This window comes from Streptomyces beigongshangae, from assembly GCF_019710745.1.
In the GTDB taxonomy this organism is placed as follows: Bacteria; Actinomycetota; Actinomycetes; order Streptomycetales; family Streptomycetaceae; genus Streptomyces; species Streptomyces beigongshangae.
In genome coordinates this window covers 146,080-169,960 of the sequence record NZ_JAHKJW010000008.1, presented here as the reverse complement: position 1 = coordinate 169,960, position 23,881 = coordinate 146,080, and the positions used below count along the sequence as shown (strand labels likewise).

Here is a 23,881-nt window from a genome sequence, read left to right as displayed (position 1 = left end):
CGACTTGTTCGGAGCGCTGCACTCGGCCGGACCGGGCGCGACTGCACGACGGCGCACGGCGGCACGTGTGAGCGTGGAGGTGGGAAAGGGTGCTTGCGGTGCGGCGCGAGGTGGGCGGCGGCCGGCCGGCGGGGTGCCCGTGTCACTCCCGTGGACCGAACGGTCCGGGCCGTGAAGCCGCTTGCAGGCGCCGCGTCCGCCTCCGGACGGCTCGTCCGAACGGCCGACGCCTACAAGTCACCGACAGTGAGGGAGTCTTCTTGGCTACAGGTCGGCATGTCAATGCGTATGCGTTCATTTCGAATTCAGTTCGCCCTGAACGCAATCGGCCGACACCCGGTCAAATCTCTTCGCTCACCGCCAGGGGCGTCGCATAGAGTGACTTTCCATGGTGGCCTCACGGGGGAGCGCTGTCCGGTTCGACCTTCTGGGCACGTTGATGATTTCGGTCGGAGACAAGGAACTCCACTTGGGCAGTCCGCACGCTCGCGCGGTACTGGCCGCATTGCTGCTCGAGGCCAATCGCCTCGTTCCGATCTCCCATCTGGTGGAAGCCGTGTGGGAACAGCGTCCGCCGGTCACGGCGGACCATCAGATCCGCAAGATCGTGGCCGCCCTGCGGACGGGCGTCCCCGGTCTGCGGGACATGCTGGTGACCGAGGGGCCGGGCTACCGGATCGTCGTCGACGACGACCAGCTGGACCTGATCGCCTTCGGCAGGGCGCTGGACGCCGCACGGCGCAGTGACACCGTGGACGGCGAGGCGGCCGCGCTGGAGGCGGCGCTCGGCCTGTACCGGGGACGTATCCTGCCCGTCGGCCGCAGCTGGGTGCTCACCTCGGCCGCCGCCGCCCTGGAGGACCGCTGTCTGGGCGCCCGTGAGCGGCTCCTGGAGCTGCGGCTGGCGCAGGGCCGCGCCCATGAGGCGGTGGCCGAGCTGATGCCGCTCGTCGCCGAGCACCCGCTGCGGGAGTCCGTGAGCGCGCTGCTGATGACCGCGCTGGACCGGGTGGGCCGGAAGGCGGACGCGCTGCGCGTGTACCACGACCTGCGCAGGCAGCTCGCCGATCAGCTCGGCCTCGATCCGAGCGACTTCGTCACCTCCCGCTACCAGCGGATCCTCCGCAACGAGTCCGGTTCCGACCTGTCGTCCGCGGCGGGGCACGGCCGTCCCACGGGCCCGTCGCTCCCGGCCGGGCCGCCGCGTTCGCTGCCGCACGGCCTGCCGGACTTCACCGGCCGCGGGACCGAGCTGAGCCGGCTGCTGTCCCTGGCCACGGCCGACGCCGCGGGCCACCGGGCCGTACGGATCGTCGTGGTCGACGGAATGGCGGGCAGCGGCAAGACCGCCCTGGCCGTGCACGCCGCCCACCGCCTCACCGAGCGGTACCCGGACGGCCAGGTCTTCCTCGACCTCCACGGCTTCAGCCCGCACGGAGCCCCCGTCGGACCACGGGAGGCGCTGGGAACGCTGCTGCGGACGGTCGACGTGCCCGAGGACCGCATCCCGGTGGGCCTGGCCGACCGGGAGAGTCTCTGGCGCGTCCTGACCTCCGGCCGCCGCATGCTGCTGTTCTTCGACAACGCCGCCTCCTCGGACCAGGTCCGCCCGTTGATCCCCTCCGCGCCGGGCTGTCTGGTGCTTGTCACCAGCCGCCCCCGGCTCGCCGAGCTGGACGGCGCGGCGACGCTGCCCCTGCCGCCGCTCCCGCCCGCCGAAGGGCTGGCACTGCTGCGCCGTCTCCTCGGCGAGCGGCGCGTCACCGCCGAGGAGGAGGCGGCGGGCGAGTTGGTCGCCCTGTGCGGACGGCTCCCGCTGGCCCTGCGCATCGTCGCCGCCCGACTGGCCAACCGCCCCCACTGGACGCTCGGGTACCTGGCCGGCCGCCTCCGGGAGGACGCGACCCGCCTCGACGAGCTGGTCGTGGAGCACCGCAGTGTCCGCACCGCCCTCGGCCTGTCGTACGCGGCGGTGCCCCGGCGCCACCAGGACCTGTTCCGGCTGCTGGGGGCGCACCCCGGTGCGGACTTCGACGGGCACGCCGCCGCCGCGCTCACCGGGTTCTCCCCGCAGACCGCGGAATCCCTGCTGGAGGACCTGCTGGACGCCCGGCTGCTCGTCCAGCACACGCCCGGCCGCTACGCCTTCCACAGCCTGGTCCGCGCCCTGGCGCGGGAGAGCGCCGCCCGCGATCCGCACGCCGCCCGCAGGGCCCGGCACCGGCTGCTCGACTTCTACCTGGAGGCCGCCGACGAGGCCGCGCGCCTGGTCCAGCCCCGCCGGGAGCGGCTGCGCCCCGCGGTACTGCGCCATCCCCCGCGTACGACTCCGCCGCTGGGTGACGCGGCGCAGGCGCTGGCCTGGTTCGAGACGGAGCAGTCCAATCTGCGGGCCGCGCTGGCCTGGGCCGCGGACCACGGGTTCGACGTCCATGTCGTCCACCTGTCGCTGGCGCTCACTCGTTTCCTGCATGTGCGGGGCCGCGCCGAGGAGGAGTCGGCCGCGCACCGCGGGGCCGTGGCCGCCGCCCGGCGGCTGGGGGACCCCGTGGCGGAGGGCACGGTCCTGACGGACATGGCCGCCTCCCGCGGCGCTCCCGGGCGCTCCCGTGGGCCGGCGTCGCAGCGGGGCCCGGACGGAGGGCTCCGGCCCCCGCCGGACGCGCCGGACGCGGAGCGGCCGCGGAACTGCGCCACGGCGGGACCGGCGTGGTCCGCGCTCTGCCGGGCCGGTGCGGGAGCACTGGCGCCGGACCGGGCCCTGGGCCGGCTCGCCTGAGCCGGGCCGCTTGAGCCGGGCCGCTTGAGCCGGGCCGCTTGAGCCGGGCCGCTTGAGCCGCCCCGCGCCGAGCGCGGTGCCTGCTCCTGGGGCGGCCCGCGGGAGGTCTCGTCCCGGTGGCCCGCGGGGGTCTCGGCGGTACGCCGGAGGTCTCGCTGCACTCCGGAGGTCTCACCGGCATGTCGGAGGTCTCACCGGCACACCGCGTACCGTCCCCGGGCCGCCCCGGGCCGCCCCGGGCCGCCCCGGGCCGCGCGACGGCGCTCGTGCCGACGGCCGGGCGGTCCTCAGGGCCGGTCCGGACGCCGTTCAGCGCAGGGGCGTTCAGCGCAGGGGCGCGAGAATCTCGCCCGTCGCGGCCTCGCGTACGGTGATCGCCTCCATGGGGCAGGTCTCCGCCGCGTCCATCACCCCGTCGTCCGGAGTGATCAGCTCGTCCACCGGACGGGCCCGGCCGGCGTCCAGCCGCATACGGCCGTGCGCCGTTCCGAGGCACAGCCCGGTGCCGGCACAGGCGAGCCGGTCGACCTCGATCCGCCATCGAACCTGGTCCTGGTCCATCTCCTCGTTCCCCTTCACCGTCTTCACCGTCGCTGAATCCCGGAGCGGTGGGCGGCGCGCGCCCGGCCCGTCCTCCGCCGGGGCCGCCCCGTCCTCCCGCCTCACTGGGCCGCCAGGTCTTCCAGGCGGGCGGTGATGTCCAGCGGGGTCGGCATGGCCTTGATCTCCGCGCGGACCTCCGCCGCGGCCGTCCGCATCGCCTGGTCCGCGAGGACGGACTCCAGCAGCTCCGGTCCGATCTCGTCGGGCTGTACGATCCGGCCCACGCCCCGGTCGGCGACCGCCCGGGCCACATCGGGCCGCCCGAGCCCCCTGAGGTCGAGCACCAGTTGGGGAAGGCCGTGCACCATCGCCCCCAGCGCCGTGCCCGGACCGGCGTGGTGGACGACCGCCGAACACCGCGACACCAGCGCGCCGTACGGCACCCAGTCGAAGACCCGCACGTTCTCGGGCAGCGGCCCGAACGGCTCCGGGTCTATGCCGGGAAGGGCCACGACCAGTTCGGCCTGCATCTTGGGTGCCGTCGCCAGCAGCCGTTCCAGGACGGCCGCGGCCTCGCCCGGTACCGGACCGCTGCCGAGGGAGACGGCGACACGGGGCACTTCGGGCGTGGAGTTGAGGAGGTCGTACAGCGGTTTCGGCAGTGATCCGCTGCCGTTGTAGGGCACGTACCCCATGGGCCACGCGCCGGTCCCGGCGGGGACGACGCTCGGCGGGGTGATGTCGATGGTGGCCCGTACGCCGGGCAGATCCACCCCGTGCTGCTCGAAGAGGTCCGCGTGGAGCTCGCGCATCATCTCGGCGGACGGGTTCAGGAACCCGAAACCGTGCTGCACCGCGGGCACACCCAGTTTGGCCGCCGCGACGATCCCGGGCGTCAGCAGCGGCGAGTGCACCACGACGTCCGGCCGCCACTCCTCGGCCGTGCGGATGATCGCGTCGACCATCTCCGGCTGGAGCCGCAGCGCCGACGCGACCGCCCCGCCCACCACCTCCAGGTATCCGGCGCCCGATCCCTCCTGGAAGAGCCGCGCCGCGACCTCCGGGTGGTGCTGCGCCAGCCGGCCCACCATCTGCTCCAGGGAGAGGCCGGGCGCCACGTCCACGGTGCGCGCGCCGGCCTCGCCCAGGGCGAGGCCGGGCCCGCTGGACACCACCAGGACCTCGTGGCCGGCGAGTTGCAGGGCCCAGGTGAGCGGCACCACGGGGTAGGTGTGTCCCGTGCCGGGAGTGATCGTCATCAGTACGCGCATGGCTGTGGTTCTCCGTTCAGTAGGCAGGAAACCGAAGGCGGACGTCGGCGGCGGACATCGGTGGCGGGCGTCGGCGTGAAGGAGCCGGCGGGACCGGTGAGAAGGGAGCGGGCCGGCAGGGGGCGGCGGTTTCAGCGCAGCGACGCGACCGGGTGCTCCGGGCGCGGTCCGATGGCCATGGCGCGCGCCGGGACCCCCTGCAGCGGAGGCAGCCGTTTCAGGATCCGCAGCAGCAGCGGCGTGCTGGACCTGCCCTCGCCGCGGATCCACGGTTCGAGGAACCGGGTCTGCAGGAAGCGCTGCATCCGCTGGAGGACCGCCGTCGGCGGCAGCCGCCGGCGCTGCACCCTTCTGAGGTGCCTGTCGCCGAGTGTGCCGTTCCGCAGCGGCTCGGCCAGGATGTTCGCGGCGGCGACGGCGTCCTGCACCGCGAGGTTGATGCCGACGCCCATGATGGGCGACATGGTGTGGGCGGCGTCCCCGATGCACAGCAGACCCGGCCGCCACCACTGCCGCAGCCGGTCGATCTGCACGTCGAGCACCTTGACGTCGTCCCAGGTGCGCACCTCGTGCACCCGGTCGGCCAGGAACGGGCTCAGCGCGGCCACCGTCTCCCGGAACCGGTCCAGGCCCTGGAGCCGGAGCTCCTCGTACCCGCCCTTGCACACGGCCAGGGCGGTCTGCCAGTGGTTCTGCCGCTCGATACGGACCAGGAGCTGGCTGCCGGAGAGGCGCCCGACCATGCCTCCCGGGTCGCTCTCCCGCTTCGACAGCCTGAACCACAGGATGTCCAGGGCGGAGCCGAAGACCCGGGACTCCAGTCCGGCGGATTCCCGCACGACCGACCGCCGGCCGTCGGCCGCGACCGTGAGGTCCGCGTGGATCTCGTGCTCCTCCCCGTCGGCGTCCCGGTAGCGCAGGCCGTTGACGCGTCCCCGGTCCGTGGTCACCGCGACGACCTCGCTGTTCCGCAGGAACCGGAAGGTGCCGAACCGGTTGGCCTCGTCGAGGAGGAAGGTGAGGAAATCGGACTGCGGCAGGAAGGTGATGTGCTTGAACCTCCCCGGCAGCCGGCGGAAGTCCGCCAGGGTGTACGTCCCGTCGTCGGTCAGGACCTGGAGTTCGTGGATGTGCTGGTGGGCCAGTTCCCGGAACGCGTCCTCCAGGCCCAGTTCGCCCATCAGCCGGAGGGTGGAGGCGTGCACGGTGTCCCCCCGGAAGTCCCGCAGGAAGTCGTCGTGCTTCTCCAGCACCACGGTGGCCACCCCGGCCCTGGCGAGCAGCATTCCGAGCATCAGTCCGGCAGGCCCCGCACCGGCGATGAGGCATCCGGTGTGACTCGATCCCATTGTCTCCCCCAGTGGTTCCCGGGACCCGCTCACCGCGGGCCGTACGGCACGGTCGACGGGCACCGCGGGGCTCCCGCGGTCACCATGTGACAGGAAGGGCTGCCGGAGCCCGCGCGATGAGTCCTGGTTTCCACGGCACGTCCTCCGCCGGTCCGGTCAGACGCAGGGTCGGGAACCTGGCGGTGAGCCCTTCCAGGGCCACCTTCAGCTCGGCGCGGGCCAGGCTCGCGCCGAGGCAGAAGTGCATGCCGTGGCCGAACCCGAGGTGCGGATTGCTCTTCCGGTCGAAGCGGATGGTTTCCGGCGTCTCGAAGACCCGCTCGTCGCGGTCGCCCGCCGCCCTCTGGAAGATGACCGTCTCGCCGCGGCGGATGAGCACTCCGCCGATCTCGACGTCCTCGGAGGCCCGGCGCGGGAAGCTGCCCACCGAGCGGAGCGGGATGATGCGCAGCATCTCCTCGATGACGCGGTCCGTCAGCGAGGGGTCCTCGACCAGCTGCACGTACAGATCACGCTGGGACAGCAGCAGGAAGGAGACGTTCGAGATCATGCTGAGCGAGGTCTCATGGCCGGCCATGAGGACGCCGATGCCGGTCCGCACGGCCTCCACCTCGGACAGCTCCCCGGCGTCCAGCGCCCGGATGAGCACGGACAGCAGGTCGTCGGAGGGGTCGTCGCGGCGCTTGGCGATCAGCTTGCGCAAGAACGCCTCCAGCCCGTCGCGGGCCTCGTCGATCTCCTCCTTGGTGTGGGCGGAGGTGGCGACGAAGACGTCGGAGTACCTGCGGAACTCCGCGCGCTCCTCGTACGGGACGCCGAACAGCTCCACGATCATGCGGACCGGAAGCGGGACCGCCAGGCTCTGCACGAGGTCGCCGGGCGGCCCGGCGTTCTCCATGGCGTCGAGTTCGGCGGTGACGAGGGAGCGCATGCGGTCGGCGAGCTGCGACACGATGCGCGGCCGGAACGCGTGGGCGACGACCTTGCGGATCCTGCCGTGGTCCGGCGGGTCCATGCTGAGCAGGTTCCCCGGGCGCAGCGGCAGGGGCGTCACCCGTGCGGTGTCGCGGGCCGTCGCGGCGTGCGAGCTGAACCGGGGGTCGGCGAGGAACTGCTTGATCTCGTGGTAGCCGGTGATCAGCCAGGCCTCGCCGCCGTAGGGCATCGTGACCCGGGACACCGGCTCGTCGCGGCACAGCTCCAGATAGCGGTGGTGCAGGTCGAGCCGGACGACCGGGCCGAAGGGATACTTCGGCGGCCCGGCCGGTTCCGTGGCAGTCATGGTGTCCACCTTCTGCGATTCGTTCGTCGCGTACGACAGGAAGAGAAATGCGGCCCTTTCGACCGGGGCCGGACATGCTTCGTGCGCCATGCTTCGGGCACCGCACTTCGGGCACCGCACTTCGGACGGCGCCGACTCCGCCGCATGCCGAATTGGGTGCCCGCGCCGGAAGCCTCTCACAAGGACACCGGAGACGCCGTGTTCGATAGATCCGGCGAAAGGACCGACGACGGATCCGACGAAAGATCTGACGAAAGGCCCGTCGAAAGAACCGTCGAAAGCCGTGACGCTCCCCCGGAGACATACCGCGAAAACTCCGGGAGAGCGTCGAAAAGCTGGCGGCAATGGCTTGACGGACCGTAAAATAAGCACTCGGTAAATCTTTGGCAGCCGGAGCGGAAGGGGTTTCCCGGATGATCCCGTTCAGCCGGGAATCATCGCCCGGTCCGTCTCAGACGCTCATGTCCGAGTGCTCCTTGGCCCTGGCCTCCCGTTCCACGTTGTCGGCGAACCGGATCCATCTGTCCGCGCACGCCCGGGCCAGGCTGGCGACCCCGCCGGCGCTGTGCGGGGGGATCGTGGCGGCCAGCCTCGACCAGGTGGAGGAGTCGACGTCGTGGACGGCGAAGCAGCGCAGCAGGAAACGGCCGGTCTGCGAGAGCCGCAGAGCCGGGTCCCGGCGCAGCCTGTCCAGCAGTTCCGTGGGTTCACGGACGGAGGGCCCGTCCGCCGCCCCCCGCTGCGGCCGCCGGCCGTCTTCCTCCTTCCCGGGGCGGACGGGGCGCGCGCCACGTCCCTCCGGCACGGGATCCCGGCCGAGGGCTATGCGCTTCTTCACGTCATGAGCGGTGCCGAGCGAGATGCCGGCGGCCTGGGCGATCTCGCGCAGACTCGCGCCGGGGCGCTCCATCATCAGCTTGCCCGCGTGCTGCCGTCCGCTGGCGACGCCGTCCACGTCCGCGCGGCGCTGCTTGCCGTCCAGCCCTATCCGGATGTTCAAATGCGCAACTTCGACGGTTGAACGCCTCACCCGCGAGACGGTGCGGGGCGACAGGGCGGTGACGGACGCGACGTACCTGTCCGAGAGCGCCGGGTTCTCCTTCAGGATCCGGACGGCCGCCGCGAGCCGGTCGCTGTGGGTCAGCGGCTTGCCGTGCGAGATGTTCAGGCTGACCGCGACCGTGAACAGGCTGCGCTCCGGCACCTCCAGGAGGTACGCGCTGATGGTCCGGTCGCCGCGCGCCCGGGCGGCGGCGAGTCTGTGCATTCCGTCGACCACCCGCCCGGTGGGCCGGTGCACGACAATGGGTGGAAGTTCCGCTTCCAGCGTGCTGAGCGTATCGACGTGCTCCTGGTCCAGTCCTTTGATGCGTGGCGAGTCCCCCGGCAATAACGAGTCAACCGGTACATCCGCGCGCGCCGCCGCACTCAGGACTGGTGATAATGGCACGTAGTTATCACCGCTGCTCATTGAATCCCCGCGTTCCCCCGTGGTGGTTCGATGATGACACCGAAGCACGCTAACAAGCCAATCCGGGGCGGGCAAGGCGATTACGGCCCGGGTCGTCCGCAACAAATGAATGAATGGATTCCATTTATCGGGAGGGGTCCGAGATCAACGGGTGCGGTGCGATCACTGGAAATGACCAAGGGCGGGTTCCGATACTCGGCGGGAATCGCGATCGATAAAGATCGGCGGAAATCGGGATCACTATCCGGATCACTATCCGGATCACCGGAGAGCGGTGCGGACCGGTCACCGGGACCGGTCCGCGCCGCCGATCACTTACGCTGGTAGAGCTTCATGGTGACGGAGCCGAACACCACGATCAGAACAGCCGACCAGCCCAGCGTCCAGGCCACGTCGGCGCCGGGTGAACGGCCCTCCATCAGACCGCGCACCGCAGAGGCGACATGGGTGATCGGGTTGTTGTGGACCAGCTTCTGGAGCCAGTCCGGCATGGTCTGCGGGTCGACGAAGATGTCGCTGAGGAAGTTCAGCGGGAAGATCACTGTCATCGAGGCACCTATCACCGTTCTCTCGTCGCGCACGAGCAGACCGAACATGGTCCCCACCCACGAGAAGGCGAAGGCGAACACGAGGAGCAGCAGCACTCCGGCGACGACGCCCGGTACGCCCCCCTCGGGACGGAAGCCGATGAGGAGTCCGACCGCGAGCATCACCGACGAGGCGATGGAGTAGCGCAGCACATCGCCCAGGAGATGGCCGACCAGCGTCGACGGCCGCCAGATGGGCAGCATGCGGAAGCGGTCGAGGACACCCTTGTCGATGTCGTTGTTGATCGCGATGCCCGTGTACATGGTGGTCATCACGACCGACATCACCAGGACGCCCGGCAGCAGGTACTGGATGTACTCGCGCGGCGAACCCGCCAGCGCACCGCCGAAGAGGTACGTGAACATCAGCACCAGCATCACCGGCAGGACGGTGACGTCGGCCAGCTGCTCCGGAATGTGCTTGATCTTCAGCATGGACCGCCAGCCGAAGGCGAGCGAGGCCGACACCGGACCGGGCGGCGACGGGCGCTCCGCGGTGAGCAGCTCCACGAGGGACCCGCTGGGGACGGGGGGCAGTTCGTCGTGACGTCCGGCCGTGTCGCCGGGAGTCGCGGTACTCATGTCGCACGCTCCTTCTCGATCCCCTGCCCGGGCCCGTGCCCGGACCCCACGGAGGCCGGGCCGGCCCTGCGGTCGGTGAGCGCGAGGAAGACCTCGTCCAGGCTGGGCTGGCCGAGCGAGAAGCTGTCCACGGTGATGCCGCGGCGGGCCAGTTCCGCGAGGGCGCGGGACGCCCGCCCGGCAGCTCCCCCGTCACCGGCGCCGGCACCGCCGTCGCCGTCGCCGTTGTCGATGCGGGCGGTCAGCGCCAGCGGATCGGGCTCCCGCTGCACCTCGGCACCGAGGGTCAGGGCCAGGACCTGTTCGGCCTCCGTCCGCCGCACGGTGTCGCGCAGCCTCAGGTGGACGGCCCCCGCGCCGACGGACGCCTTCAACTCGCCCTTGGTGCCTTCGGCGATGACCCTGCCCTTGTCGATGACCGCGATACGGGACGCCAGCCGGTCCACCTCGTCCAGGTACTGCGTGGTCAGCAGCACGGTCTTCCCCTGCGCGACGATCACCCGGATCATCTCCCACACCTGGTTGCGGCTGCGCGGGTCCAGACCGGTGGTCGGCTCGTCCAGGAACAGCAGGTCGGGCGCGTTGAGGAGGGAGGCGCCGATGTCGAGACGGCGGCGCATGCCTCCCGAGTAGGTCTTGACCTGGCGGCCGGCGGCCTCGGCCAGCCCGAAGGTCCGCAGCAGCTGCACGGCCCGGTCCCGTGCGCCCTTCTTCGGGTGCCCGCTCAGCCTGCCGAGCAGGACCAGGTTCTCCATGCCCGTCAGATCCTGGTCCAGCGAGGCGTACTGGCCGGTGAGGCCGACCCGGCGGCGGACGGCGTCCGCCTCCCGCACGACGTCGTGGCCGAAGATCCGTGCCTCGCCGCCGTCGGGGCGCAGCAGGCCCGCGAGCATCCTCACCGTCGTGGTCTTGCCGGCGCCGTTCGGGCCGAGCACGCCGTAGACGGTGCCCTGCCGGACGGTCAGGTCGACGCCGTCCACGGCCCGGTGGGCGCCGAAGGTCTTCACCAGGCCCACCGCCTGGACGGCCGGGTCCGGAACAGTGCGATCGGTCATGTCCGGCCGTCCTCCCGCATCGTGTCCCCGGAGGGCGCCCGCACCGCTTCGGGGTGGCGCCGCAGCCGCTGGAGCGCGAGGACCCCGCCCACACCGGGGACGAACGACCGCCGGCGCGCTCCCGCGGAGGCGCCCTTGACCGTGGCGGAGAACGTCGCCGCGACGACGACCAGGTAGGCGGTGCCGTGCACCGGCCCGCCGAGCGAGGTGATCGCCCTGGTGTGCGTGGTGAACAGGTTGACGGACAGGATCAGGAGGGAGGCGGCCTCGACGGCGGCCGCGGCGCGGAGCGTCCTCACACCGTCACGCTCCCGTCGTGGAGCCGGGGCGGACGATCATCAGGACCACGACGACCGACCACAGGACGTTGAAGATCCCGGTGAGCATCGTCAGCCGGGACGTGGCCGCGCGCAGCCCCTCGGCCCCGGTGTCCTGACGGGGCATCGCGAGCAGCCGCTGCTGGTGGGGGAGGATCACCGCCGCCAGCATGACGGCGGCGACGGCCGTCAGGATCATCGACACGATCAGCCAGGCGTCGGTGAGGACCCCGAGCTGGGCGCCGGTCGCGAGCCCGAAGACGGGCACGACGAAACCGACGACGGCATAACCGCGGCAGACCCGGTGCAGGAGCGCCGCGATGCCGGCCGCGCGGCCGCTCGCTCTCTCGTCGTCCGTCACCGCCTGTTTCGCGTAGCGCGGGAAGAGCGAGGCCGCCATGGCGATCGAACCGACGGCCAGGATCGCACCGAGTACGTGGGCGGACAGCAGGACCTTGGTCACAACAGGTGCCTCCAGGGACAGGAGCGGACCGTCAATAGGTTGGCTACCAATAGATAGCACAGCTACACCAAGGGTAGGTAGGTAACCTACCCATTAGGGAAAAGTTCGGGAGGCACTCCCGGCCACCGCGCCGATCGTGGCCGATCGTGTGCGTACGGCTCGCCGTTCATCCCGCCGCTCCCGCATGGACCGCGGACCCGTCCCCACGTACGGTCGTGACGTCGCCTCAGCAGGAGGCACGCGACGGGGGGTCGCACCATGGCTCGCGGGAATCCGACCCGGAGGACCGGACACGGCGACGGCGTGCGCGCGGGCGGTCACCGCCTCCGGCACGCCGCCCGGGGTCTCCGCGCCGCCGGGCGCGACACGTCCGGCGCCCCCACCCCACCGCCCCGGTAGGGGCAGCACCGTCCGAACAGGGGCAGCGCCGCCCGAGCGGGGGCGGCGCCGGTCCTCCTCACCGTACAACCGGTGACGACGGCGAGTCGCCCGATGCGACATGCCGTGTCATCCCCGGAGCCCCGCCACGGTCTCCGGCTCACAGGACGTCCGGCACGGCACGCCGTGACGCGCGTCCCGCGTCACGGCCGCGCCGCGCCTTCCCGGCCCGCCGGCCGTCCTCGCGACCCCCGGTACACACACCCGGAAAACGAACGAAAGGCTCAGACACCGTGCGGGAATACTACGATGTCGTGATCATGGGCGGTGGCCCGGCCGGCTCCACCCTCGGCGCCCTCCTCGCTCAGCGCACCGGCTTGCGGACAGCGATCTTCGACAAGGAGGTCTTCCCCCGCCAGCACATAGGCGAGTCCTTCGCGCACCCCGTCGTCCCGGTGCTGCAGGAGAGCGGTGCGCTGGCCAAGGTCCTCGCCAGCCCGTGCTGGGTGAAGAAGTTCGGCGGCGTGTACGCGTGGGACCCGAAGCAGCCGAGTGTCGCCCTGTTCGACCAGGCGCCGTTCGAGCGGGACGGCGTACGGCGCTGGACGATGCACGTCGACCGGGCCGAGTTCGACCACATCCTGCTGGACCACGCCGCCGACGTCGGTGTGGAGGTCTTCCAGGGCGTCGCCGTCACCGCCTACGAGCCCGGTTCCCCGGGCGGTCTGGTCCGCCTCTCCGACGGGACCGCGGTGCGCGCCGGGTACTTCGTCGACGCCTCGGGACGCCAGAGCACCGTCTCCAACGCGCGCAACAAGCGCGGCTGGCTCTCCCACTTCAAGAACATCGCCATCTGGCAGCACTTCACGAACGGCGGCCAGACCCAGAACCTCGACGAGGACTGGAACATCTTCACCGAGGACAACCTCTCGCCCATCGGCTGCTTCGCCTTCCGCGACGGCTGGTGCTGGTACATCCCGGTGCCGAAGGTCGTCGACGGCAGGCGTGTCCTCACCCACTCCGTCGGCATCGTCACCAACCCGGCCGTCCTCAAGGAGCCCGGGCGCGACTTCACCGACCAGGAGACGTTCCTCGCCACCGTGCGCCAGGTGCCCTATCTGAAGGACCTGATCACCGACGCCGTCCCCATCGCCGACGGCATGCTCACCGCCACCAACTACTCGCGCGTCAGCGAGGAGTTCTCGGACTACGACGAGCGGCACCTCCTGGTGGGCGACGCCGCCTTCTTCGTCGACCCGCTCTTCTCCTCCGGGGTCGCCGTCGCCCTCACCCAGGCATCGGCCGCCGCGCTGCTGCTGCAGAAGACGACCGACGGCAGCCTGAGCGAGATCGACCAGCGCCACCTGTGGAAGGACTACAACGACAAGTGGCACGGCACCGCCGAGACGTTCGCCCTGATGATCGACCAGTGGTACCACGCCATCGCGAAGAACAACCCCGGCAGCGTCTACTGGAACACCCGCGGTACCGGAGCCGACCTCGGCATCCGCGAACAGACCTTCGACGCCCTGCTCAACACCGCCTTCCAGCCCGCCCTGCTGGAGGTCATGACGCACGGCAGCCGCAAGGTCGAGGACCTGGACGCGGCCGGGCCGTACCTGGCCGCCACCGCGCTGGCGGAGCCGGCCGACCTCACCGACGACGCCGTCGTCGCGCTGGCCGCCGGCACGGCCGTCCGCGACAGCGTCACCCTGCTCGTGCCGGGCTTCAAGGCCACCCACCCGCCGGCCAACGTCCAGCTCCCCCCCGCCGTGCTGGAGGGCATGACGGAGTACTGGCGCAACCCCCTCACCCACAGCGACGCGGCGCCGTCACCGCTGCGCACCACGGTGCCGTGCAGGAGGATCTACTCCGAGGACGACCCGCACGGCACGACCATCGACGCCGACGTCCGCAGGGACGGCGTGGACGAGCTGTGGGAACTGCTGAAGAGCGGACCCGTCAAGTACGGGGAGATCGCGGGCCGTCTCAGCCCGGCGCAGATCCGCCTCGTCAAGCGGATGTGCGTGGGCGGCTTCCTCCGGGTGACCCCCGCGGACGCCACGGCCTGATCCTCCGGACGCCCGGTTCACCCGGTGCCGGTGCCGGTTCCGGGGCCGGTTCCGGGGCCGGCTCTGGTTCCGGGTGTGTGGTCCGGCGCGCTGCGGCGCCGGACCACACACCCGGCGGTTCCGGCCGGTACGCCGTCACCGGCCCGCCCACCGGGCGGCCTCGACCGCCCAGTAGGTGAGGACGAGGTCGGCGCCGGCCCGGCGGACGGAGGCGAGCGACTCCTCGATGGCCCGCTTCCTGTCGATCCAGCCGTGCGCCGCCGCGGCCTCGACCATCGCGTACTCCCCCGAGACCTGGTAGGCGGCCACCGGGACGTCGGCGTGGTCGGCCACGGTCCGTACGACGTCCAGGTAGGACATCGCCGGTTTCACCATGACCATGTCCGCGCCCTGCTCCTGGTCCAGGGCCAGCGCCCGCAGCGCCCCCGCACGGTCGCGCGGGTCCATCTGGTAGGTGGTGCGATCGCCGCCGCGCAGATCGCACTCCACGGCGTCGCGGAACGGACCGTAGAAGGCCGAGGCGTACTTGGCGGTGTAGGCCAGGATCGCCACCCCGGTGTGTCCCGCGTCGTCCAGCGCCCGGCGGACCGCCCCCACCTGACCGTCCATCATCCCGCTCGGGCCGACGCAGTGGACGCCCGCCTCCGCGTGCAGCACCGCCATGGCCGCGTAGCGCCGTACGGTCGCGTCGTTGTCGATCCGGCCGTCGGGCGTGAGGACCCCGCAGTGGCCGTGATCGGTGAACTCGTCGAGGCACACGTCGCTCATCACCACCGCCTCGTCCCCGACCTCGTCGAGCGTCTCGCGGATCGCGCGCTGCAGTATGCCGTCCGGGTCGAGCGCCCCGGACCCGAGGGGGTGCTTGTGCTCGGGAACGGCGAACAGCATCAGGCCGCCCACCCCGGCGTCCACCGCCTCCCGCGCCGCCTTGCGCAGCGACGGCAGCGTGTGCTGGACCACGCCGGGCATCGAGTCGACCGGCCGGGGCTCGGCCGCGCCCTCCCTGACGAACAGCGGGAGGACCAGTTGCCCGGGATGCCACCTGGCCTCGGCGACGAGATCCCGCAGGGCCGCCGTGCGGCGCAGCCGGTGGGGCCGGGCCGTGAGGCCGCCCGCACCGGCACCGGTGATGTCCGACGTCGCCGGGATCCTGTTCACCGCTTCGCCTCCCCGTCCTCGTGTCCCGCCGGCCCTTCTGGTCCCGCTGGTCCTGCTGGTCCTGCCGCGCGAACGCGCCCGTTCGCCGCCGTACGCCCTTCCCCGTGTTCCTCCTCGGACGACTGCTCCTCCTCGGACGCGTGCTCCCCTTCGGACACACGGCACCCGGACGCGTGGTCCCTCAGCAGCGCCACGGCCAGTCCCCGGCCCGCGAGGGCGGCACCGTACGGCTCGGCGGGCGCCGTGCCGGTACGGAAGGTGCGCCGGCGGCCGGCGACCGGGGCGATCACGGCACACAGCACGAGACTCCGCCGGTCCGCCGGGCCGGTGAGCCGGGCATGCGCGCCGACGGGTGCGCTGCACCCGGCGTCGAGCTCGGCCAGCACCGCCCGTTCGGCCTCGACTGCCGCCCGGCAGGCCGGGTCGTCCAGCGTGCCGAGCAGCCGGGCGAGCTCCGTGTCGGCCGACCGGCACTCCACGGCGAGCGCCCCCTGCGCGGGGGCCGGCACGAACCGGTCGGGGGCGAACAGCTCCGCCGCCTCGTCGAGCCGGCCGAGCCGGGCCAGACCCGCGGCGGCGAGCACCACTCCGTCCAGTTCACCGTTGCGCACCTTGCCCAGCCGGGTGTCCACGTTGCCCCGCAGCGGTACGACCTCCAGGTCGGGGCGCAACGCGGCCAGCTGACCGGCCCTGCGGGGCGATCCGGTCCCGATCCGGGCACCGGCGGGCAGCCGGGCGAGGCTGCTCCCGTCCCCGGTGACCAGGGCGTCGCGCGGGTCCTCACGGGCCGGCACGGCGGCGATCACGATCCCGTCGGGCGGCGCGGTCGGCAGGTCCTTGTAGGAGTGGACGGCGAAATCGATCTCCTTCGCGAGCAGGGCGGCCCGCACGGCCTGCACGAAGACGCCGGTGCTGCCCATGGCCGTGACGGCCGCGGTGCTGGTGTCGCCCTCCGTGGTGACACCGACCGTCTCGGAGACCGCGCCGGTCGCACGGCCGAGGGCCTGCGCGAAGGCGGACGACTGGGCCAGGGCGAGGGCACTGCGCCGGGTGCCCATGCGCAGGACCCGGACGGGGGCACCGGCCGCGGTCGCGGTGCCCGGTGCCGCCGAGGGCTCGGCCGGGTGTTTGGCCGAGTGCACGGCCGAGTGCTTGAGGGTCATGGTGCGCCGCCTCCGGTCTTCGGTTCCTGGAGCGCCAGCGGTTCCGGCGCTCCGAACAGGTCGTGCAGGACGGCGACATAGGCGTGTCCGCCCGGTTCGGACACCATCTCCCTCACCCGCACCGTGGGGCGGTGGATGAGCTTCTCGGCGATACGGCGGGCGGTCTGCTCGACCTCTCCGCGCATCCGTTCGGTCAGCGCCGGCGTCCGTCCGAGCAGCCGGTCCACCTCCGCGTCCGCGACGGACAGCGCGTTCTCGCGCATCGCCACGATCAGCGGAGTCACCCGGTCCACCCGCCGGCTGGCCAGGAACGCCTCGGTCTCCTCGGCCACGATGTGGTGCGCCTCCTCGACCGGCACCCGCGCCGAGACCTCCCTCAGCCGGGCCTCCAGGCCGGCCAGATCGATCAGGTGGACGCCCGGCCACCGCGCCACGGCCGGGTCGATGTTGCGGGGAAGCGACAGGTCCACGAGGGCGACCGCACGGCCGGGCCGGTCCCCCCGGGCCGCGGTGACCACGTCGTCGGTGACGACCGCCTCCCTGGCGCCGGTGGCCACGACGACGACGTCTGCGCGGGAGAGCAGCGCGGGCAGTTCACCGAGGGCCGCCGCCCGGACCCCGTGGCGCCCGGCGAGCCGGCGGGCCGACTCCAGGCCGCGGTTGACGACGGTGATGTCGTCGACCCCGGCGCGTTTCAGCGCGGTCACGCCGAGCGCCCCGAGCGCGCCGGCGCCGACGACCAGGGCGGGGCGGCCGGCGAGCGGGCCCAGGGCGTCCGCCGCCGCTTCCAGGGCGACGGTCACCAGGCCGGAGGCCGACCGGCCGAGGCCCGTGGTGCTCTCCACGCGCTTCCCGGTGTACAGGGCGTGCTGGAACAGGCCGTTCAGCACGGGGCCGGTGGAGCGGTGCGCGAACGCGAGGTTGTAGGCCGCGCGCAGCTGCCCGCGTATCTGCGACTCGCCGACCGCCACCGAGTCCAGGCCGCAGACGACCCGGAAGAGGTGGCCGACCGCCTCGCCGCCCCGGTGGGTGTACAGCACGCCGCGCACGTCGTCCGCGGTGGTGCCGGTCGCGGCGCCCAGCGCCTCGGCGGTCTCCTCGGCGGCGAGGTCCGGATGCCCGGTCTCCAGGTAGACCTCGACGCGGTTGCAGGTGGCCAGCACGACGACCTCGGTGACGGCCGCGGACCGGGCCAGCCGGTCCAGGAGCCCCGCGGCCTCGGACGCCGTCAGCACGAACCGTTCCAGGGCCGGATGCGCGGCCGTACGGTGACTCACTCCCAGCACCAGTGTGGTCATCGTCCGGCCTCGGCAGGTTCGGCGGCCAGCCACTCCCGTGGCCGCAGGAACTCCGCGAGCCGTTCCTCCTCGCTGTCCGGCTCGGGCCGGAAGTCGAAGCTCCAGGACGCCAGCGGCGGCAGCGACATCAGGATGGCCTCGGTGTTCCCCCGGGTCTGCAGCCCGAACTGGGTACCCCGGTCATGGATGAGGTTGAACTCCACGTAGCGCCCGCGGCGCAGCAGCTGCCAGCGCCGTTCGCGCTCGCCGTACGGGGTCTTCGCGCGCCGCCGCACGATCGGCAGGTAGCCGGTCACGAGGGAACCCAGGCCGCGCTCCACGAGGGCGAAGGCACGGTCCCAGCCTCCCGGCCCCTCGGGATGCAGGTGGTCGAAGAAGATACCGCCCACGCCCCGGGTCTCCTGCCGGTGCGGGAGGAAGAAGTACTCGTCGCAGGTCCTCTTCGCCCGCGGGTAGAAGGCGGGATCGAAGCCGTCGCAGCACTCCTTGAGCGTCCGGTGCAGGTGCCGGGCGTCCTCCTCGAAGCCGTAGGAGGGCGTCATGTCCGCGCCGCCGCCGAACCACCAGGTGCGGCCCTCGTCGACCTCGAAGTAGCGGAAGTTCGCGTGGAAGGCCGGCACCCACGGGTTGAGCGGGTGCAGCACGGTGGACAGACCGGTGGCGAAGAACCCGGTGCCGGGGTCGATGTCGTGCTTCTTGCTGATCGCCGGGGGGATCCTGGTGCCCCGCACGGCGGAGACGTTGACCCCCGCCCGTTCGAAGACGGCTCCGTCCTCGAGGATCCGGGCCCAGCCGCCGCCGCCCCCGGGCCGCTCCCAGTCGTGGGGGCGGAAGCGGGCCGCCCCGTCGCAGTCCGCGAAGGCCGTGGTGAGTTCGGTCTGCGCGGCACGCATCAGCGCCAGCACCTTGTCGCGATGAGTCATCGGGGCACCTTCTCGTCGTCTTCCCTGTCACCTTCCGTGTGCCGGTCGAAGGCGTGCACGGTCTCGATGAGGCGCTGGACGTGTCCGACGGGCGTGTCCGGACGGATCCCGTGGCCCAGGTTGAAGACGTGGGCTCCGCCGAGTCCCTGCCGCAGGACGTCACGGGCCCGGGCGGACACGGCCTCGGGCCGGGTGCCGAGCACCGCGGGATCGAGATTGCCCTGGAGCGTCCTGCCGGGCAGCGCGGCGCGGGCCGAGGACAGCGGGGTGCGCCAGTCGACCCCGACGACCTCGGCCGGCAGACCGGCGATCGGGCCGAGCAGATGGTGGGAGCCCAGCGCGAAGTAGACGCGCGGCACCGCGAGGTCCTCCAGCCCGGCCAGCACCCGGCGCGCGTACGGCAGTCCGAACTCGTCGTAGACGTCGGACGCGTGCACCCCGGCCCAGGAGTCGAACAGCTGCACCGTCTGCGCACCGGCGGTGATCTGCATCCGCAGGTAGTCGACGGTGACCCTGGTGAGCTTGTCGAGCAGCAGGTGGGCGGCCGCGGGCCGGTCGTACAGCCAGGCCCGCAGGCCGTGGTGGCCGTCGGCGGAACCGCCGCTGTCGACCAGGTAGGCCGCGAGTGTCAGCGGTGCGCCCGCGAACCCGACGAGGGGCACCGGACACCGTTCGCGGATCATGCGGACGGCGGCGGCGACGAAGGGCGCCGTGCCGTCCGGTCCCGGGACCCGCAGACGCTCCACGTCGGCGACGGTCCGCACCGGCCGTGCGACGACCGGTCCCGGAGCGAACTCGATCTCCACGCCCATTTCGGCGAGCGGCGTCATGATATCGCTGAACAGAATTGCCGCGTCCAGCGGAAAGCGCCGGATGGGCATCATCGTGATCTCGGCCGCGACCTCTGGATTACGGCACATCTCCCAGAAACCGTACCGTTCCTTGACGGCATTGTATTCAGGCAGGTATCTGCCTGCTTGACGCATGATCCAGATCGGCGCTCGCCGGGTGTCCTTACCCTGTACGGCGTCCAGAAAGATACTCATGCCGGGCCCCCGACCCTCATGAATTGATCGACCATATATCGACCATATGTCGACCTCGTACAGTCTGTAAGGGGGCTTGATTGGTGTCAAGGCCGAGCCTAGGCTCACTGCCGATTGGGGGTGGAACGTAAATGGAGGAAAAGAATCCAAGTCCAACCGGAATCGTGATGTTGAACCTCGGCGGACCGCGCACCCTGCCCGAGGTCGGTCCGTTCCTTCACTCGCTCTTCGCGGATCGGGAAATCATCCGGCTTCCGCTGCAAGGAGTTCTCGGACCGCTGATCGCACGTCTGCGGACACCGCGCCTGGAAAAGGTGTACGCGGAGATAGGTGGAGGTTCACCGCTGTACGACTGGACCGTCCGGCAGGGCGACGGCATGGTCAAGCGGCTGGACGCACTCTGCCCGGAAACCGCACCGCACCGCTTCTACCTGGGCTTCCGCTATACCGAGCCCACGAGCGAACAGGCTCTGGCACAGATGGCCGCGGACGGGGTGCGCCGTGCCGTGGCCTTCTCGCAGTACCCGCAGTATTCCTGCACGACGACCGGGTCCAGCCTGCACGACTTATGGGCCGCCGCCCGGCGGCTGAATCTTTCGGATGCTTTCACCTGGAGTGTGATCGACCGCTGGTCGACACATCCGGCATTCGTACAGGCCATGGTATCCAAAGTGCGCCAGGGACTGGCCGGCTTCCCGGAGTCCGAACGCGAGGACGTGGTCCTCCTCTTCAGCGCACACTCCCTCCCGCGACGCGTGATCGACAGGGGCGACCCGTATCTCCAGGAAGTCGCGGGCACGGTCCGCGATGTGGTGCGCGAGCTGGGGGAAACCCACGAATACGCCCTTTCCTTCCAGGCGGACGTCGGTCCTGTCGCCTGGCAGGGACCGAATACGGAGTCCGTGATTCGAGCCCTGGGGAGACAGGGCCGGCGGAACGTCCTGATAGTGGGAATCGTTTTCACCACGGACCATCTCGATACGTTGTCGGAGATGGACATCGAGTTCGCGCGGACCGCGCGAAAGGCCGGCATCACCCATTTCCGGCGGGCTCCCGCGCCCAATGACGACCCTCTCTTCCTCGACGCACTGGCGCGGGTCGCCGCCGATCACCTGCGGTCCGGCGGGGACTGCGACCGGCAGTTCCGCCTCCCCTGCGCGGGCTGCACCGACCGGGCGTGCCGCGAGATCCCGCGGTCCGCCGGCGGCGACCGGCAGCAGTCGCTGCCCGGGCTCCCGTGAACGGCGGGCGCCCGCACGTCGCCGTCATCGGCGGCGGCGTCACCGGGCTGACCACCGCCTTCGAACTGCTCGCCGCGCGATCCGCCCCGGACGTCACCCTGTTCGAGGCCGCCCCCGCGGCGGGCGGCAAGATCGTCTCCCACCGGGCGGACGGCTACACCGCCGACCTCGGGCCCAACGGCTTCCTCGACAATGGCACCGACACCCGCACCCTCGCCGAGGCACTGGGGCTCGGTACTGTGCTGCTGCCCGCCTCGGACAGCGCCCGGGAGCGTTTCGTGCTGCGCGGCGGACGCCTCGTACCGCTGCCACTCGGTCCGGGGGCGTTCCTCACCACGCCCCTCCTCACCCCCGCCGCCAGGGCCAGGGTGCTGGCCGAGCCCCTGCTCGGCCGGGCGTCCGGCGAGGAGAGCGTGTACGGCTTCCTGGCCCGGCGGTTCGGGCGGGGGGCCGCCGGGGCCCTGGCGGCCCCACTGGTGCACGGGGTCACCGCCGGTGATCCACGGGCCATCAGTCTGGATGCCGCGTTTCCCGCGATGCGGGCACTCGAACGCGAGCAGCGCAGTCTGCTGCTGGCGCTGCTGCGCAACCGGCGGCGCGCGGCCGCCGGTCGCGCCTCCCCGGGACGGCCCCGGCTGACCAGCTTCGCGGACGGCGGGATGCGGGTGCTGGTGGACGGCCTCGTACGTGCGCTCGGCGGGCACCTGCGCACCGGGCGGCGTGTCACCGCCCTGGAGCGGGACCCGGCGCCGGACGGCGGCTGGCTGCTCCGCACGGCGCCGGGCGGCCCGGTCCGCGCCGACCAGGTCGTGGTGGCCGTTCCCGCCCCGGCCGCGGCCCGTCTCCTGCTGCCGCACCTGCCGGACGCGGCGGCCACCCTGGCCTCCGTGCGGCACGCCCCGGTGCGGGTCCTCGCGCTCGGCTACCGGCGCCGTGACCTGACCACCGTGCCCAGCGGGTTCGGCCATCTGCGGCACTCCGCGGAACCCACCCGCATCCTGGGGGCGATCCACAACTCCGCGGTCTTCCCCGACAGCGCGCCGCGGGACGGCGTCCTGCTCCGGGCCTTCGCGGGCGGCGCCGAGGATCCGGACTTCACCACCCTGTCCACCGCCGAGGCCACCCGGGCGGCGCACCGGCACTTCACGGCGCTGTTCGGCCCGGCCCCGGAGCCGCGGTTCCGCCACGACCACGTGTGGAGCGAGGGCATCCCGCAGTACGGCATCGGCCACCGGGACCGCATGCGCGAGGTGCTGGACGCGGCGGCCGGCCTGCCGGGCCTGCACCTGGCGGGCAGCACCTACCACGGCATCGCGGTCAACGACTGCGTACGCGACGCCCGCCGTGCGGCGGCCGCGGTGCTCGCCGCGACCGGCACGGCGTCCGGGCCCCGCGGCCGTACGACGCCGGAAGACGCGGCGTGACGGGACGCCGTGCCGGGTCGCGCGGCCCCCCGGACCACGTGTCCGCCGGGTGAGGGGGCGGGGCGGGCAGCCCGAAGGGACCGGGACCGCACGGACGGGCGACGGACGACGGACGACGGGCGACGGACGACGGACGACGGGCGACGGACGACGGACGACTGAAGGAGCAGGGACAGGTCATGAGCGAAGAAGCCGTCGCACAGCGCCCCGCCGTGCCGCGCACGGCCTGGGTCCGGCTGGCCGTGTGCACCGCGATCGCCGCCCTGCTCCAGGCCGACGGCACCATCATCGCCGTGGCACTGCCCTCGGTGGGCACGGCGTTCGGGGTGTCGGCCCCGACCGCGTCGTGGCTGCTGACGGCCTACTTCGCGACGTACGCGATCGCGCTCTTCCCCGGCGGCAGACTGGTGGACGGGTTCGGTTACCGGCGGATCGCGCTGGCCGGGCTCACGGTGTTCTGCGCCGGCACCCTGCTGGGGGCGCTCGCCGACTCGTTCGGCCTGCTGACCGCCTCCCGGGTGGTCCAGGGCGCCGGAGCCGGCCTCGCCTCCCCGGCCGCGTTCGTCGGCGCGGTGTCGGGCTTCCCCGCGGAGCGCCGGGGTACCGCGCTGGGTCTCTGGGGCGCCTCCTCCGGCCTGTCCAACCTGGTGGGCCCGCTGCTGGGCGGTGTACTCACCGAGGCGTGGGGGTGGCGCGCCAACTGGTGGGCGCTGCTGCCGCTGACCCTGCTGACGGCCGGTGCCGTACTGCGCTGGGTGCCCCGGAGCGGTGCCGCCGCGCCGGACGTGCCCGCGACACGGCCGTCCGGGCCACCCGGGCGCCCGGCGACGGCCACAGCCACAGCCACGGTCCGCGCGGCCGCCCTGGTCGCCGCCCTCACCTTCGCCGTGATGATCGGAACGTTCTTCGCCGTCGAGCAGTACCTCCAGCACGCGGCGGGCTACGGCGTGCTGGAGGCCGCGACCGCCCCCCTCGTGGTCGCGCTGTGCATCGGTGCGGTGGGCGCGGCCGGCGGGAGGCTCGTCGACCGGGTGGGGGACCGGATGCCCGCGCTCGTCGGATTCCTCGCCTGCGCCGTCGCCTTCGCCGTCTACGCGCTGCCGGTCCCGCCGCTGCACGGACCCGCGCTGCTGCCGGGCGGCCTGCTGCTCGGCGCCGGGCTCGGTCTGCTGTTCCCGTCGACCTCCCGGGCGGCCCTGAACGCCACGCCGCGGTCGCTGCACGGGCGGGCGTCGGCGCAGTTGTCGTTCGGGCGGCTGGCCGGGGCGGCCGTGGGGGCCGCGCTGGCGGGCCTCGCGTTCCGCGACGGGGTGACGGCGGGTCACCTCCACGCGGCGCTGGCGGGCGGCGCCGTGCTGTCCCTCGGGGGCGCGCTGGTGGTCGCGCTGCGGTTCCCCGACGCGCCGGAGGGGAACCGCTCCGGGCATTGAGCAAGGGCGAGCAAGGGCGTCCGGGACGCGCTCCTTTTCGCACATCCGC

At 72.4% G+C, this 23,881-nt stretch carries 19 protein-coding genes; 5 read left to right on the top strand and 14 right to left on the bottom strand.

Annotation, left to right across the window (positions count from 1 at the left end; genetic code table 11):
- Window positions 1-469: 469 nt before the first annotated feature.
- Window positions 470-2,779: an AfsR/SARP family transcriptional regulator gene (locus KM933_RS08755; protein ID WP_221349898.1), complete on the top strand. Its 2,310-nt coding sequence runs from the start codon at window positions 470-472 to the stop codon at window positions 2,777-2,779.
- A gap of 324 nt (window positions 2,780-3,103) precedes the next feature.
- Here the strand turns inward: KM933_RS08755 and KM933_RS08750 are convergent, their stop codons facing one another.
- The 9 genes from KM933_RS08750 to KM933_RS08710 all read right to left on the bottom strand — a co-directional run bounded on the left by KM933_RS08750 (window position 3,104) and on the right by KM933_RS08710 (window position 11,699).
- Window positions 3,104-3,358, bottom strand: coding sequence for a ferredoxin (locus KM933_RS08750; protein ID WP_308013309.1), 255 nt, complete (start codon window positions 3,356-3,358; stop codon window positions 3,104-3,106).
- Between the two features lie 83 nt (window positions 3,359-3,441).
- The gene (locus KM933_RS08745) at window positions 3,442-4,593 is read right to left on the bottom strand and encodes a nucleotide disphospho-sugar-binding domain-containing protein (RefSeq protein WP_221349896.1); all 1,152 of its coding nucleotides are present in this window, start codon (window positions 4,591-4,593) and stop codon (window positions 3,442-3,444) included.
- A 131-nt stretch (window positions 4,594-4,724) separates the two neighbouring features.
- Window positions 4,725-5,942, bottom strand: coding sequence for an FAD-dependent oxidoreductase (locus KM933_RS08740; protein WP_221349894.1), 1,218 nt, complete (start codon window positions 5,940-5,942; stop codon window positions 4,725-4,727).
- A 79-nt stretch (window positions 5,943-6,021) separates the two neighbouring features.
- Window positions 6,022-7,224, bottom strand: a complete 1,203-nt coding sequence (locus KM933_RS08735) for a cytochrome P450 (RefSeq protein ID WP_221349892.1) — start codon at window positions 7,222-7,224, stop codon at window positions 6,022-6,024.
- A gap of 451 nt (window positions 7,225-7,675) precedes the next feature.
- Entirely contained in the window at window positions 7,676-8,491 is an 816-nt protein-coding gene (locus KM933_RS08730) for a streptomycin biosynthesis protein (RefSeq protein WP_221349890.1), read from the bottom strand.
- A 515-nt stretch (window positions 8,492-9,006) separates the two neighbouring features.
- Entirely contained in the window at window positions 9,007-9,864 is an 858-nt protein-coding gene (locus KM933_RS08725) for an ABC transporter permease (protein ID WP_221349889.1), read from the bottom strand.
- A complete protein-coding gene (locus KM933_RS08720; RefSeq protein ID WP_221349887.1) occupies window positions 9,861-10,919 on the bottom strand; it encodes an ATP-binding cassette domain-containing protein in 1,059 nt (352 codons plus the stop codon). The genes KM933_RS08725 and KM933_RS08720 overlap by 4 nt, the downstream gene beginning before the upstream one ends.
- Window positions 10,916-11,218: a DUF3817 domain-containing protein gene (locus KM933_RS08715; RefSeq protein WP_221349885.1), complete on the bottom strand. Its 303-nt coding sequence runs from the start codon at window positions 11,216-11,218 to the stop codon at window positions 10,916-10,918. The genes KM933_RS08720 and KM933_RS08715 overlap by 4 nt, the downstream gene beginning before the upstream one ends.
- 4 nt (window positions 11,219-11,222) lie before the next feature.
- Complete coding sequence (locus KM933_RS08710) at window positions 11,223-11,699, bottom strand: hypothetical protein (RefSeq protein WP_221349883.1); 477 nt, start codon at window positions 11,697-11,699, stop codon at window positions 11,223-11,225.
- Between the two features lie 671 nt (window positions 11,700-12,370).
- Between KM933_RS08710 and KM933_RS08705 the strand changes: the two genes are divergently transcribed.
- Window positions 12,371-14,149: an NAD(P)/FAD-dependent oxidoreductase gene (locus KM933_RS08705; RefSeq protein ID WP_221349881.1), complete on the top strand. Its 1,779-nt coding sequence runs from the start codon at window positions 12,371-12,373 to the stop codon at window positions 14,147-14,149.
- Window positions 14,150-14,284: 135 nt separating this feature from the next.
- On the opposite strand, the gene hemB is transcribed toward KM933_RS08705, so the two are convergent.
- The 5 genes from hemB to hemE all read right to left on the bottom strand — a co-directional run bounded on the left by hemB (window position 14,285) and on the right by hemE (window position 19,737).
- A complete protein-coding gene (gene hemB, locus KM933_RS08700) occupies window positions 14,285-15,307 on the bottom strand; it encodes a porphobilinogen synthase (RefSeq protein ID WP_308013308.1) in 1,023 nt (340 codons plus the stop codon).
- Window positions 15,304-16,365, bottom strand: a complete 1,062-nt coding sequence (gene hemC / locus KM933_RS08695; RefSeq protein WP_260333274.1) for a hydroxymethylbilane synthase — start codon at window positions 16,363-16,365, stop codon at window positions 15,304-15,306. The genes hemB and hemC overlap by 4 nt, the downstream gene beginning before the upstream one ends.
- A gap of 101 nt (window positions 16,366-16,466) precedes the next feature.
- Entirely contained in the window at window positions 16,467-17,768 is a 1,302-nt protein-coding gene (gene hemA, locus KM933_RS08690) for a glutamyl-tRNA reductase (RefSeq protein WP_221349876.1), read from the bottom strand.
- A complete protein-coding gene (hemF, locus tag KM933_RS08685; protein ID WP_221349874.1) occupies window positions 17,765-18,691 on the bottom strand; it encodes an oxygen-dependent coproporphyrinogen oxidase in 927 nt (308 codons plus the stop codon). Before hemF ends, hemA begins: the two co-directional genes overlap by 4 nt.
- Window positions 18,688-19,737 (bottom strand): uroporphyrinogen decarboxylase, encoded by a 1,050-nt coding sequence (hemE, locus tag KM933_RS08680; protein ID WP_221349872.1) that lies wholly within the window; start codon window positions 19,735-19,737, stop codon window positions 18,688-18,690. The genes hemF and hemE overlap by 4 nt, the downstream gene beginning before the upstream one ends.
- 131 nt (window positions 19,738-19,868) lie before the next feature.
- Here hemE and hemH point away from each other — a divergent pair, with 131 nt between their 5' ends.
- The 3 genes from hemH (at window position 19,869) to KM933_RS08665 (ending at window position 23,832) form a co-directional block, all read left to right on the top strand.
- A complete protein-coding gene (gene hemH / locus KM933_RS08675; protein WP_221349870.1) occupies window positions 19,869-20,978 on the top strand; it encodes a ferrochelatase in 1,110 nt (369 codons plus the stop codon).
- On the top strand, window positions 20,975-22,402 hold the full coding sequence (gene hemG, locus KM933_RS08670) for a protoporphyrinogen oxidase (RefSeq protein WP_221349867.1): 1,428 nt from the start codon (window positions 20,975-20,977) through the stop codon (window positions 22,400-22,402). Before hemH ends, hemG begins: the two co-directional genes overlap by 4 nt.
- Before the next feature lie 179 nt (window positions 22,403-22,581).
- On the top strand, window positions 22,582-23,832 hold the full coding sequence (locus KM933_RS08665) for an MFS transporter (protein WP_221349865.1): 1,251 nt from the start codon (window positions 22,582-22,584) through the stop codon (window positions 23,830-23,832).
- Window positions 23,833-23,881: the final 49 nt, after the last annotated feature.

Bases quoted from the DNA above. Each gene is read 5' to 3' on its own strand.
- hemF (WP_221349874.1), bottom strand. From the start codon at position 18,691: ATGACTCATCGCGACAAGGTGCTGGCGCTGATGCGTGCCGCGCAGACC.
- hemH (WP_221349870.1), top strand. From the start codon at position 19,869: ATGGAGGAAAAGAATCCAAGTCCAACCGGAATCGTGATGTTGAACCTC.
- KM933_RS08725 (WP_221349889.1), bottom strand. From the start codon at position 9,864: ATGAGTACCGCGACTCCCGGCGACACGGCCGGACGTCACGACGAACTG.
- KM933_RS08740 (WP_221349894.1), bottom strand. From the start codon at position 5,942: ATGGGATCGAGTCACACCGGATGCCTCATCGCCGGTGCGGGGCCTGCC.
- KM933_RS08745 (WP_221349896.1), bottom strand. From the start codon at position 4,593: ATGCGCGTACTGATGACGATCACTCCCGGCACGGGACACACCTACCCC.
- hemE (WP_221349872.1), bottom strand. From the start codon at position 19,737: ATGAGTATCTTTCTGGACGCCGTACAGGGTAAGGACACCCGGCGAGCG.
- KM933_RS08720 (WP_221349887.1), bottom strand. From the start codon at position 10,919: ATGACCGATCGCACTGTTCCGGACCCGGCCGTCCAGGCGGTGGGCCTG.
- KM933_RS08735 (WP_221349892.1), bottom strand. From the start codon at position 7,224: ATGACTGCCACGGAACCGGCCGGGCCGCCGAAGTATCCCTTCGGCCCG.
- hemA (WP_221349876.1), bottom strand. From the start codon at position 17,768: ATGACCACACTGGTGCTGGGAGTGAGTCACCGTACGGCCGCGCATCCG.
- KM933_RS08730 (WP_221349890.1), bottom strand. From the start codon at position 8,491: ATGCACAGACTCGCCGCCGCCCGGGCGCGCGGCGACCGGACCATCAGC.
- KM933_RS08665 (WP_221349865.1), top strand. From the start codon at position 22,582: ATGAGCGAAGAAGCCGTCGCACAGCGCCCCGCCGTGCCGCGCACGGCC.
- hemC (WP_260333274.1), bottom strand. From the start codon at position 16,365: ATGGGCACCCGGCGCAGTGCCCTCGCCCTGGCCCAGTCGTCCGCCTTC.